Source organism: Pseudomonas sp. 1912-s (assembly GCF_029269205.1).
Classification (GTDB): Bacteria; Pseudomonadota; Gammaproteobacteria; order Pseudomonadales; family Pseudomonadaceae; genus Aquipseudomonas.
The window spans coordinates 73,949-85,263 of sequence record NZ_JARIXR010000018.1 but is presented as its reverse complement, the minus strand read 5'-3'; the positions used below and the strand labels follow the sequence as shown (position 1 = coordinate 85,263).

Annotated in this window: 10 protein-coding genes; 2 read left to right on the top strand and 8 right to left on the bottom strand. The window is 62.1% G+C overall.

Annotated elements, in window-relative coordinates; genetic code table 11:
* Nucleotides 1–283: 283 nt before the first annotated feature.
* Both P3C29_RS21430 and P3C29_RS21425 read left to right on the top strand, forming a co-directional pair.
* Nucleotides 284–1,942, top strand: a complete 1,659-nt coding sequence (locus P3C29_RS21430) for an MFS transporter (protein ID WP_010166787.1) — start codon at nt 284–286, stop codon at nt 1,940–1,942.
* Complete coding sequence (locus P3C29_RS21425) at nt 1,939–3,084, top strand: HlyD family secretion protein (RefSeq protein ID WP_010166789.1); 1,146 nt, start codon at nt 1,939–1,941, stop codon at nt 3,082–3,084. The genes P3C29_RS21430 and P3C29_RS21425 overlap by 4 nt, the downstream gene beginning before the upstream one ends.
* Before the next feature lie 121 nt (nt 3,085–3,205).
* Here P3C29_RS21425 and P3C29_RS21420 read toward each other — a convergent pair whose 3' ends face one another.
* The 8 genes from P3C29_RS21420 to copD form a co-directional block, all read right to left on the bottom strand.
* Nucleotides 3,206–4,066 carry an aldose 1-epimerase gene (locus P3C29_RS21420; RefSeq protein WP_275965377.1) on the bottom strand — a complete coding sequence of 287 codons (861 nt, stop codon included), beginning with the start codon at nt 4,064–4,066 and terminating at the stop codon, nt 3,206–3,208.
* A gap of 96 nt (nt 4,067–4,162) precedes the next feature.
* The gene (locus P3C29_RS21415) at nt 4,163–5,443 is read right to left on the bottom strand and encodes a TRAP transporter large permease (RefSeq protein ID WP_010166793.1); all 1,281 of its coding nucleotides are present in this window, start codon (nt 5,441–5,443) and stop codon (nt 4,163–4,165) included.
* The gene (locus tag P3C29_RS21410) at nt 5,444–5,971 is read right to left on the bottom strand and encodes a TRAP transporter small permease (RefSeq protein WP_201124850.1); all 528 of its coding nucleotides are present in this window, start codon (nt 5,969–5,971) and stop codon (nt 5,444–5,446) included. It lies immediately after the preceding gene.
* Between the two features lie 67 nt (nt 5,972–6,038).
* Nucleotides 6,039–7,010: a TRAP transporter substrate-binding protein gene (locus P3C29_RS21405; RefSeq protein ID WP_010166796.1), complete on the bottom strand. Its 972-nt coding sequence runs from the start codon at nt 7,008–7,010 to the stop codon at nt 6,039–6,041.
* Nucleotides 7,011–7,061: 51 nt separating this feature from the next.
* Complete coding sequence (locus P3C29_RS21400; RefSeq protein ID WP_275965376.1) at nt 7,062–7,937, bottom strand: SMP-30/gluconolactonase/LRE family protein; 876 nt, start codon at nt 7,935–7,937, stop codon at nt 7,062–7,064.
* A gap of 30 nt (nt 7,938–7,967) precedes the next feature.
* Nucleotides 7,968–8,789 carry an NAD(P)-dependent oxidoreductase gene (locus P3C29_RS21395; protein ID WP_275965375.1) on the bottom strand — a complete coding sequence of 274 codons (822 nt, stop codon included), beginning with the start codon at nt 8,787–8,789 and terminating at the stop codon, nt 7,968–7,970.
* Nucleotides 8,790–9,040: 251 nt separating this feature from the next.
* Nucleotides 9,041–10,309, bottom strand: a complete 1,269-nt coding sequence (locus P3C29_RS21390; RefSeq protein ID WP_275965374.1) for an OprD family porin — start codon at nt 10,307–10,309, stop codon at nt 9,041–9,043.
* 147 nt (nt 10,310–10,456) lie between these two features.
* Nucleotides 10,457–11,314, bottom strand: a complete 858-nt coding sequence (gene copD / locus P3C29_RS21385) for a copper homeostasis membrane protein CopD (protein ID WP_275965373.1) — start codon at nt 11,312–11,314, stop codon at nt 10,457–10,459.
* Between the last annotated feature and the right edge of the window lies 1 nt (nt 11,315).

Sequence of the window (11,315 nt, the reverse complement as noted above, 5' to 3'; positions counted from 1 at the left end):
CTGAAACTGCTGCAGCTCTGCTTTTCTGTGGGAGCTGGCTTGCCTGCGATGCAGACAACTCGGTCTTTCAGGTACACCGAGGCGATGCTATCGCAGGCAAGCCAGCTCCCACATTTGACTGTGCCCGCTGTAAGAGCGGAACCAATAGCCGCCCTGACCGCAGCAACGGATATACACACCCACCAAACCCCCTCCCAAGATGGCAAGATGAACCGGACTCAGGTTAACTACTCTCTGAGTAAGGGTTTCACCGGCCTTGCACGTCGGTCATCAAGGTCACTGAATGGACAAATACACCCCCCACACCTGGCAGCCCCACGAACGCCCGAGCCTGCCGGGCTCGCCGTCGACGCCGCTGCATTCCACCCGCAAACGCTGGGCATACGCCTTGGTCGGCGTGCTGGTGGCAATCACCGGCGGCCTCGGCAACTCGCTGGTGATCGCCAACCTGGTGTACCTGCAAGGCGCCTTGGGCGCCACTACCGCAGAAATGGCCTGGCTCCCCGCCGCCTATGTCATGACCAACGTCTCCATGAACCTGCTGCTGGTCAAATTCCGCCAGCAATTCGGCCTGCGCGCTTTCACCGAAGTGTTCCTGGTGCTCTACGCCCTGGTCACCTTCGGCCACCTGTTCGTCAATGACCTCAGCTCGGCCATCGCCGTACGGGCCGCCCACGGCATGGTGGGCGCCGCCCTCAGTTCCCTGGGCCTGTACTACATGATCCAGGCCTTCCCCGCAAAATGGCGGATGAAAGCCCTGGTTCTCGGCCTGGGCACCGCGCAGCTGGCGTTACCCCTGGCTCGACTGTTCTCCGAAGACCTGCTGCAAATCGCCGAATGGCGCGGCCTGTACCTGTTCGAACTGGGCATGGCCCTGACCTGCCTGGGCTGCGTGTTTCTGCTCAAGCTGCCCCCGGGCGATCGCTTCAAGACCTTCGAAAAGCTCGACTTCCTCACCTTCGCGATCCTCGCCACCGGTGTCGCCTTGCTCTGCGCCGTGCTGTCCCTGGGCCGTATCGACTGGTGGCTGGAAGCACCGTGGATCGGCATCGCCTCGGCCTGCTCGCTGGTGCTGATCATGGCCGGCCTGGCCATCGAGCATAACCGCGCCAACCCGTTGCTGATGACCCGCTGGCTGGGCAGTGGGGCGATGATTCGCCTCGCGCTGGCGGTGATCCTGATTCGCATGGTGCTCTCGGAACAGTCCACCGGCGCTGTGGGCTTCATGCAGATGCTGAACATGAGCAACGAGCAGATGCGCACGCTGTATTGGGTGATGCTGGCGGGGGCGATTGCCGGCCTGGCCGTCAGCGCGCTGACCATCAACCCGGCGCATTTGCTGATGCCGCTGATCATCTCCCTGGCCTTCATGGCCGTGGGCTCGGTGATGGACAGTTTCTCCAGCAACCTCACGCGCCCGCAAAACATGTACATCAGCCAGTTCCTGCTAGGCTTTGGCGGCACGTTCTTCCTCGGGCCGACCATGGTGTTGGGCACGAAGAACGTGCTGACCAACCCCAGGAACCTGGTGAGTTTTTCGGTGCTGTTCGGGATCTGCCAGAACCTCGGCGGCCTGATTGGCGCGGCATTGCTGGGCACGTTTCAGATCGTGCGGGAGAAATTCCATTCCAGCATGATCGTCGAACACCTGACCTTGCTCGACCCGCGTGTGGCCGCGCGGGTGGCCAGCGGCGGCTCGGCCTATGGCGGGGTGATTGCCGACCCCGAGTTGCGTAACCTGATGGGCATTCGCAGCCTGGCCACGGCGGCCACCCGCGAGGCGAATGTGATGGCCTACAACGATGTGTTCATGCTGATCGCGATCATCGCCATCCTCACCATGATCTGGATTTTTATCCGCAGCCTCTGGCTGATGAGTACCACTAAAGCTGCCGCCAGTGCAGCGCCTCCCGTTCAACCCAGCGGCGCACTTTCTTCATGACCGAACCGACGACGACCACCACCAACGCCATTGCTTCCACGCCGGAAGGCACCGCACCGCCGAGCATGCCGGCCACCGAACCCCGCTCCTTGCGGGTGCGCATCATCTCCTCGATGGGCTTTGCCGCGATTGCGATTGTCGGCGTGCTGATCGTGCTTTACGCCTGGCAATTGCCGCCCTTCAGCAGCGCCGTGGAAACCACTGAGAACGCCCTGGTGCGTGGCCAGGTGACGATTATCGGGCCGCAGCTCAGTGGCTATGTGTATGAAGTGCCGGTGACGGACTTCCAGTACGTCAAGGCCGGGGATTTGCTGGTGCGCCTCGATGACCGCATCTACAGGCAGCGCCTCGATCAGGCCCTGGCGCAATTGGCGGTGCAGCAGGCGTCCCTTGCCAATGTGGTGCAGCAACGCAACAGCGCCGAGGCTACCATCAAGCTGCGCCAGGCGGCCTTGATGGACAGCCAGGCCCAGGCCCGCAAGAGCACCGCAGATTTGCGCCGCAACGAAGAGTTGATCAGCGATGGATCGGTGTCCAAGCGCGAGCTGGACGTGACTCGCGCCGCCAACGCGCAGACCATTGCGGCCGTGGCCCAGGCCCAGGCCAGCCTGGAAATCGCCCGGCAGGATTTGCAGACGGTGATCGTCAATCGCGGTTCGCTGGAGGCGGCGGTGGCCAGCGCGGACGCGGCGGTGGAACTGGCGCGCATCGACCTGTCGAACACCCGGATCATCGCCCCGCGTGACGGGCAGCTGGGGCAGATTGGCGTGCGCCTCGGGGCCTACGTCAACAGCGGTGCGCAGTTGATGGCGCTGGTGCCGAACCAGCTGTGGGTGATCGCCAACATGAAAGAAACCCAGATGGACAACGTGCAGGTCGGCCAGCCGGTGACCTTCACGGTGGATGCCCTGAACCACCGCAAGTTTCACGGCACGGTGCAGCGCATTTCACCGGGCACCGGGTCGGAATTCAGCTTGTTGCAGGCGGATAACGCGACCGGCAACTTCGTGAAGATCGCCCAGCGCGTGCCGGTGCGGATCACCGTGGACCCGGGCCAGGAGCAGAGTGAGCGGCTGCGGCCGGGGTTGTCGGTGGTGGTGAGTATCGACACGGCGGGGCGTTTAAAAAACACTCCTCCCTGACACACTGGAGATCAAAATGTGGGAGCGGGCTTGCTCGCGAATACGGAGTATCAGTCGCAGATGTACTGCCTGATCCACCGCATTCGCGAGCAAGCCCGCTCCCACATGGGGTTGTGTGTGGTTAGAGGGGGCTGTATTGCAGGCTGAAACCCAGCTCCACTGACTGTCCTTGCTCCAGCAAGTTCAGCCCCGGCCTGCCCGGCAGGTGGTGGGCATTCACCGGATGACTCACTGGCTCGAAGCAGAAAAAATCCAGCCCCGGCGGGCAATACAGCAGGTAGTAGTCGCTGCCGGTGGCCTGGCATTCCAGGGTGTAACCCAGGTCTGGCTGCTGGATCAGGCAATGCCCGTCCCATTGGCCAAAACCGTTGTCCACCAGCGCCTCGGGCAACGACTTCAGCCGTTGGAAATCCCACTCGACGGGCACGGTAGCCAGTCCCGTCGGCAGTTTCGTTGCATCACTCATCCACACCTGCGAAGCCTTGGCCTGCAACTGCGTTCCCGGCCTGCGGGGCAGATACGGATGCAATCCCAGCCCGTGCCACGCGGCTTTTTCCGCCAGGTGCGTGACGCGCAGGGTGATGCTCAACCTGCCGTCCCTCAACTGAAGGCGCTGCTCGGCGCGATACGCAAACGGTGTGGGGCTGTCCAGTTGCAGCACCGCCTCGTCTGTCGAACGACGGACCACTTGCCACGCCTGCTGCCAGGCACTGCCATGAATCGGCAACGGGTCCAGCGGGCTGTTGGGCTCAAGGGCCAGCCATCCGGCAGGGTTATCAAAGCCACCCTCGGCCACCCGGTTTGACCAGGGCGCCAGCGGGAAACACCCCAGCTTGCCCGGCAGGCCGCTGGCCAACGCCTGTTGATCGGTGTGGCGCAGCAAGGGCTGGCCGCTGCTGCGCACGGTCCAGTTGACGATACTCCCACCGAACGCTGGCGAGAGCGTCAGGTGGGTCAGGTTGTCTTCGAGTTCAAGCATCATGAGTGTCAGCAGACCTATTGGATGATGAATGCTTCTGTGGCAGGTGAGCGTGCTGTGTTGAGGGAGCAAGCTCCCTCGCTACACACAGTGTGGGGCTTATAGCACCAACCCCGGCAACCACAACGACAACGCCGGAATGTAGGTCACGGCCATCAGCACCAGGAACAGCACGCCATAAAACGGCAGCAATGCCTTCACGGTCTTCTCGATGCTGACCTTGCCCACCGCCGCCCCCACAAACAGTACCGCGCCCACCGGCGGGGTGATCAGGCCGATCCCCAGGTTCACCAGCATGATCATGCCGAAGTGCACCGGGTCGACGCCAATGCCCAGCACCACCGGCAGCAAAATCGGCGTGAGGATCAGAATCAGCGGCGCCATGTCCATCACCGTGCCCAGCAACAGTAGCATGGCGTTGATGCACATCAGGATCACGTAACGGTTGTCCGAGAGGGTCAGGAACATCGTGGTGATCTTCGCCGGGATCTGCATCAGGGTCATGATGTAGCCGAAGCTGGCGGCGAACGCGATCAGGATCATCACGATGGAAATGGTGCGCACCGTGCGGTGCATCAGCTTGGGCAACTCGCTCCACTTGTAGTCGCGGTAGATGAACATGGTCACGAAGAACGCCCACAGCACCGCAATCGCCGCCGACTCGGTGGCGGTGAAGATGCCCGACAGAATCCCGCCGAGGATGATCACCATGGCCATCAGGCCCCACAGGGCGTCGGCACAGATTTTCAGCGCCTGTTTCAGGGGGATCACTTCGCCTTTGGGGTAGTTGCGCTTTTTCGCGAAGATCAGGCACAGCACCATCAGGCAGGCGCTCATCAGCAGGCCCGGAACCACGCCAGCCATGAACAGCGAGGCGATGGATACCGTGCCGCCAGCCGCCAGGGAATAGAGCACCGAGTTGTGGCTGGGTGGCGTCAGCAACGCCTGCACCGAGCCGCTCACGGTGACGGCGGTGGCGAATTCGCGGGGATACCCCTGGCGTTCCATTTCCGGAATCAGCACCGAACCCACGGAGGCGGTATCGGCCACCGACGAGCCGGAGATCGCCCCGAAAAACGTCGAGGCCATGATGTTCACCAGGGACAAGCCGCCGCGCACAAACCCCACCAGCACCCCGGCAAACGCCACCAGCCGGCGCGACATGCCGCCCTCGGCCATGATCGCCCCGGCCAGCACGAAGAACGGGATCGCCATCAGCGAAAATTTGTTCACCCCGCCGGCCACCTGAATCATCAGGGCCTGGAACGGAATGTCGATCCACCACGCGCCGATCAGCGCAGAAAGCCCCAGGGCATAAGCTACCGGCATGCCGATCAGGATCAAAGCGATAAAGCTGCCCAACAGAATCAATGCGTCCATTCAGGCAGCCCCTTCACTTTCTTCAACCAGGTCGAAGCGCACGACCCGACGGTTGCTCTGGTCACCGAGCAGGAGTTTTTCCAGCACAAAAATCAGCGTGAGCAAGCCGCCAATCGGGATCGGCATATAGGTGATGCCCACCCGCAAGGTCGGCATGGCGCTCATGAACTGGTTCCAGGTGGACAGGCACAACTTGGTGCCCCAGATCGCCATGAACAGGCAGATGGTGCCCATCAACAGTTGCGAGGCGATGCCAACGACTTTGCGTTGGCCCGGTGGCAGGCGGTCGGTGACCATGGCCACCGACATGTGCGCCCCGGCGCGGTAACTGGCGGCGGCGCCGACAAAGGTGAACACCAGCATCAGCAGGATGGCGGTGGGCTCCGGCCAGCTTGAGCCGGTGCCGAGCACGTAACGGGCGAAGATGCCCCAGGGGATGATCAGGGCGACACCGAGAACGGCGAGGCCGGCGACCCAGATGCAGCTCATGTAAATGCGGTCGTTGATGCGCAGCAGTAAATTCTTCATGGCGTTCACCGTGACCGGGCGCGTCGGTGCTGACCGCGCCGGGCCTTTTCTATAAGGGGAGGGCGGGTTACTCGACGGCTTCGATGCGCTTGATCAGGTCGGCGTAAGGCGCGCCGTACTTGTCGCGGATCGAGGCGGTGGCCTCATAGAACGGTTTTTTGTCGATGTCGATGAACTCCACACCGGCGGCCTTGAGTTTGGCTTCACTGCTGGCGGACTTGGCATCCCACAGTTCACGCTCCTGAATCTGCGCGGCCTTGGCGGTGTTTTTCACCAGCACCTGTTGCTCGGGGGTGAGCTTGTTCCAGGTGATTTTCGACATCACGATGGGCTCGGGCAGGATCAGGTGCCCGGTGAGGCTGTAGAACTTGGCGTTCTGGTAGTGGTTGTGTTCCAGCAGGGTGGGCGGGTTGTTTTCCGCACCATCGATCACCCCGGTCTGCAGGGCACTGAAGATCTCGCCGGTGTCCATGGCAATGCCGTTGCCGCCCATGGCGTTGATGGTTTCGATGAAGATCGGGTTGCCCTGCACGCGGATCTTCATGCCCTTGAGGTCTTCGATCTTGCGCACCGGTTTCTTGGTGTAGATGTTGCGCGTGCCGCCGTCCATCCAGGCCAGGGCCACCAGGTTGAATTCGGAGTCGGTGATTTTTGCAAGGATCTCATCACCAATCTCACCGTCGATGACCTTGCGCATGTGCACCTGGTCACGGAACACGAACGGCATGTTGAACACGTTCACGTCCGGCACCACCGGGCCGACGATGCCGAGGCTGACCCGCGCCATCTGGATTGCGCCGACCTGGGCCTGCTCGACCACTTCCTTTTCCGAACCCAGCACGCCGCCGGGGAACATCTTGAAGGTCAGGCCGCCCTTGCTTTCAGCGACCAGGGTTTTACCCAGTTGTTCCTCGGCTACCACGGTGGGATAGCCGGCGGGGTGGATGTCGGCGAATTTGATTTCCAGCGCGTGGGCGGCGCTGCCGAGGGTAAAAACGAACGGGAGTGCAGCGGCGAGCAAGGTGCGTTTGAAGTCCATGGGGTGTCTCTCCAGTCTTGTTATTGTTTTGTTCAAGGCACAGCGATGCAGCTAGAGGATGAAGCTGGGCTCCGGCATTCCTTGTACGCCAGGGTTGAGGGCGAAGACGCCGCCGGCGAGGGAGTGCGGGCTGTGATCGTCGCGGATCGAGGTGACGAACAGGGTGTCCATCCGGCTGCCGCCGAAGGCGCACATGGTGGGTTTTTTTACCGGTACGGCCAGGGAACGGTCGAGGCGACCGTCGGGGGTAAAACGGTGCACCAGCCCGGCGTCGTTGGCACAGATCCAGTAGCAACCTTCGGCGTCCACGGCAGCACCGTCGGGGCGGCCAAGGAACTGGTGCATGTCCACAAACAACCGGCGGTTGGACGGCGTGCCGCTGTCGATGTCGTAGTCGAAGGCCCAGATGTGCTGGATCAGCGGGTGTGAATCCGAGAGGTACATCGTGCGCCCGTCGGGGCTGAAGGCCAGGCCGTTGGGCGTGATGAAACCGTTGAGTACGGTGTGCACGGGCTGGCCGTGCTCAACGCGGTACAGGGCGCCTTCGGCGGCATTGGCGCCCATGTTCAGCACCATGCTGCCGGCCCAGAACCGGCCCTGGCGATCACAGCGGCCGTCGTTCAGGCGCATGTCCGGGCGGGCGTGCTCGACGTTGGCCAGGAGCGCAGTGTCGAGCCTGCCGTCGTTGTGGGGCGTCAGCTGGAAAAAGCCGGTCTCCATGCCTGCGACCCAATTGCCTGCGTCGGTACGCGCGATGCAGGCGAGCATCTGTTGGGTTTTCCAGGCCTGCACCTGGCCGCTGGCGGCGCTCCAGCGTTGCAGTTCGCCGTTGGGAATATCCACCCAGTACAGGGCGTTTTCCCTGGGCACCCACACCGGGCATTCACCCACCGCGTTGCGGGCGTCGACAATCAGTTCTGCTTGCATGGCCACTCATTCCCTTGGGTTGGTCTGTGGTCAGTCGCCGAACGGGCCGGCCGCACAAAACGCGCCGCCCTGGTAGACCCGCGCCGGGTCGTCGGCCGCGGGCAGCGGTTGGGCTTCCACCTGTTTGCGGAACACTTCGGAGCTGTCACGCGGGGTGAAGCCCAGGTGCGCGGCGAAGCGGTTGTCCCACCACACATCGAGGTTGTCCGACATGCCGTACACCACGGTGTGGCCGATGTTCGGTGTGTACAGCGAGCGTTCGAGCAATTGGGTCAGGTCGTCGAAGCTCAGCCAGGTGTGCATCATCCGGCGGTTCTGGGGTTCCGGAAACGAGGAGCCAATACGGATGCTGACGGTTTCGATGCCATAGCGGTCGAAGTAGAAACTGGCCATGTCCTCGCCATAGGACTTGGACAGACCGTAGTAACTGTCCGGGCGGCGGGGGGAGTGGGCGTCGAGGGCTTCGTCCTGCTTGTAGAAGCCGATCACGTGGTTGGAGCTGGCGAAGATCACCCGCTTGACCCCGTGACGGCGGGCGGCTTCATAGATGTGGAAGATCCCGCAGATGTTCGCACCCAGCACTTCCTCGAAGGAGCGCTCCACCGACACGCCGCCGAAGTGCAGGATCGCGTCGACACCTTCCACCAGTTGGTGCACCGCTTGTTTGTCGGACAGATCGCAAGGCAATACTTCTTCGCTGTCATCAGTGGCCGGGGCCATGTCGGCGATATCCGACAGGCGTAGCACCTTGGCGTAAGGGCGCAGCCGTTCGCGCAAGACTTTGCCCAGGCCACCGGCGGCGCCGGTGAGCAGCAAGCGGTTGAACGGGGTAGGAGCGGTTGTGGTGGTCATGGTGGTCCCGTTATTGTTGTAGGTTGTCGTATGACTAATCCGAAGTATCGTTAGGCTTTCCTACACTTGTCAACGCGCTATTGGTCGAAGTTGATAGAGGGTCATCGCTTCCTGTGGCGAGGGAGCTTGCTCCCGCTGGGGTGCGCAGCAGCCCCAAAATCCTGGGAGCGCTTCGCACTCCAGCGGGAGCAAGCTCCCTCGCCACAGCCAGCTCCCTCACCACAAAAGCCTTTCCTGTTGTGTGTAAACCGCTATAACAACGACAGCGGGTAACTGATGAATACCCGGTTTTCATCAAACTCGTTGGTACTGAAATCCCGGCGCATCGTTGCGTTGCGCCAGCGCACATTCAGGTCCTTCAGCGCACCGCTCTGCACGGTGTAGGCCAGTTCCGACTCACGGCCCCATTCCTTGCCATTGGTGATCGCCCCGGTGTGCACGTTATCGCCGCTGATGTAGCGGTTCATCATGGTCAGCCCGGGAATGCCCAGCACCACGAAGTTGAAGTCGTGCCGCACCTGCCAGGATTTCTCCTTGGCGTTGTCGTAGCTGGCGTTATAGCTGTCGTTGGCCAGGGTACCGCCGCTGGTGCCGTTGACCCGCATCCAGGCGCTGTCGCCGGTGAGTTTCTGCAGGCCGATATAGAAGCTGTTGCCTTTGTATTTGGCCGAGAGCAGGGCGAACGCGGTTTTGTTGTCGAGGTCGCCGGCCAGGGCCTTGCCGTCTTCCTTGCCGGTGAAGTAACCGAGGTTGGCGCCCAGGGTCCAGTCGCCCACGGGCTGGCTGTGGGTCAGGTTGAAATACTGTTGCTGGTAGATGTCGCTGAGTTCGGCGTACCACACGCCTACCTGGGTGCGCTTGTCGTTGAAGGTGTATTCGCCGCCTCCGAAGTTGAAGCGGTCGGAGGTGAACGCGGCTTTGCCGTTGAGGAACATGTCATCCATGCTCGCGTCGTTGCGCGGGCTGTTGCCGCGGAACTGGCCGCCGTACAGGGTCAGGCCGCCAATCTCGCTGGAAGTGACCTGGCCGCCACGGAAGGTTTGCGGCAGCGAGCGGCCGTCATCCGAACGCAGGATCGGCAGCACCGGCATCCATTCGCCGACTTTCAATTCGGTCTTCGACAACCGGGTTTTCAGCGCCACGCCCAGGCGGCCGAAATTGTCGACGGGGCGGCCATCGCTGCCGGTCGGCAACAACTGGGTACCGGCGGTGCCTTTGCCACCGTCGAGTTTCTGCGAGTACAGGCCCAGCACGTCCAGGCCGAAACCGACGGTGCCCTGGGTGAAGCCGGACTTGGCGTCGAGGATAAAACTTTGCGTCCACTCTTCGGCCTTGGCCTGTGGGTGAGCGGCGTTGGTGAAGTTGCGGTTGAAGTAAGCGTTGCGCAGGTTGAGCGTGGCTTTGGTGTCGTCGATGAAGCCTTCTGCCGAGGCGGTAATGGGGAGGGTGAAGGCCAGGCTGCTCAAACCGATGGCGGCGAAGCGGGTGGTGCAGGAGAAATGGCGGACGTGTTGGCTCACAGTGACGCTCCCTTGTCTTTTGTTGTTTTTATTTTTTGTTATACGTTGTCGTACAACATTGGAGGCGATATTTGCGGGGTTTCAGGGGGTTGTCAATCGAAAGTTATACGATGACTCCCAGGGTGAGGGGCGTCAGTCGCAGAGGGTTTATCCAGCCACAATCATGGGCGGCAAGGTGCCAAGCAACGAAACGGCGGCTACCGCTGAAACACCTAGTAACAGTTCCAGCCTCACGCTGGCCTTCAATGCTGGCAGTCGCTGCTCACAGTTATGGATCCGCAGGCGGTTCAACAGCGCCAGCGCGAGCATGCCGAATACCAGTAGCACCTTGATCAGCAGGATCAGGGCGAACCCGCTGAACAATGGCGTTGGCCAGAACTGCCCGGTGAGGACGCGCACGTTGATCAGGCCGGTCACCAGCAATCCCGTGACCAGGCCATAACCGATGCCGCTGAAGCGCTGCAGGATCGGCTCCAATGGATAGCGGGGCGATTGCCTGAGGATCAACACCAGCATGAGCAAGCCACCCAGCCAGGCACCGACGCACACCAGGTGCACCACTTGGTTGAGGATCAGCAATTGCCCGGCCAGGCCATTGAGCATGGCGCCATGGCCCACCGGTGCGAGCGTCGCCAGCAACAATGCGCAGAGCGGCAGGCGCACCGCCTTCCACGGCGTCATCAGGCCGAGCACCAGCAGCACGTTCAGCACCAGGTGCCAGGTCCAGACCTGGCCGAAAAAGGTTTTACCCAGCACCAACTGCACCGTCGACCACTCCAGCGCGCCCAGCCCGACACCGGCCATGCTCGCGCTGATCAACAGCAGCCACGCCACCCCCGACACCAGTGCCAGCCACGCCAACCCTTGGGTGATGCGCGACAGGTGGCGGTCCAGCAGCGGTTGCGGTCCCGCGCCCAGCAACCAGGGCCTGAACACACAGGCCCCGAACATCAACAGCACCACGATGAAATGCAGGAAGCGGCACAGCACCAGCAGGGTGGCCATG

What these genes read in the sequence shown, in the direction of transcription:
- P3C29_RS21430 (WP_010166787.1), top strand. Translation starts at nt 284, where the DNA reads ATGGACAAATACACCCCCCACACCTGGCAGCCCCACGAACGCCCGAGC.
- P3C29_RS21425 (WP_010166789.1), top strand. Translation starts at nt 1,939, where the DNA reads ATGACCGAACCGACGACGACCACCACCAACGCCATTGCTTCCACGCCG.
- P3C29_RS21420 (WP_275965377.1), bottom strand. Translation starts at nt 4,066, where the DNA reads ATGATGCTTGAACTCGAAGACAACCTGACCCACCTGACGCTCTCGCCA.
- P3C29_RS21415 (WP_010166793.1), bottom strand. Translation starts at nt 5,443, where the DNA reads ATGGACGCATTGATTCTGTTGGGCAGCTTTATCGCTTTGATCCTGATC.
- P3C29_RS21410 (WP_201124850.1), bottom strand. Translation starts at nt 5,971, where the DNA reads ATGAAGAATTTACTGCTGCGCATCAACGACCGCATTTACATGAGCTGC.
- P3C29_RS21405 (WP_010166796.1), bottom strand. Translation starts at nt 7,010, where the DNA reads ATGGACTTCAAACGCACCTTGCTCGCCGCTGCACTCCCGTTCGTTTTT.
- P3C29_RS21400 (WP_275965376.1), bottom strand. Translation starts at nt 7,937, where the DNA reads ATGCAAGCAGAACTGATTGTCGACGCCCGCAACGCGGTGGGTGAATGC.
- P3C29_RS21395 (WP_275965375.1), bottom strand. Translation starts at nt 8,789, where the DNA reads ATGACCACCACAACCGCTCCTACCCCGTTCAACCGCTTGCTGCTCACC.
- copD (WP_275965373.1), bottom strand. Translation starts at nt 11,314, where the DNA reads ATGGCCACCCTGCTGGTGCTGTGCCGCTTCCTGCATTTCATCGTGGTG.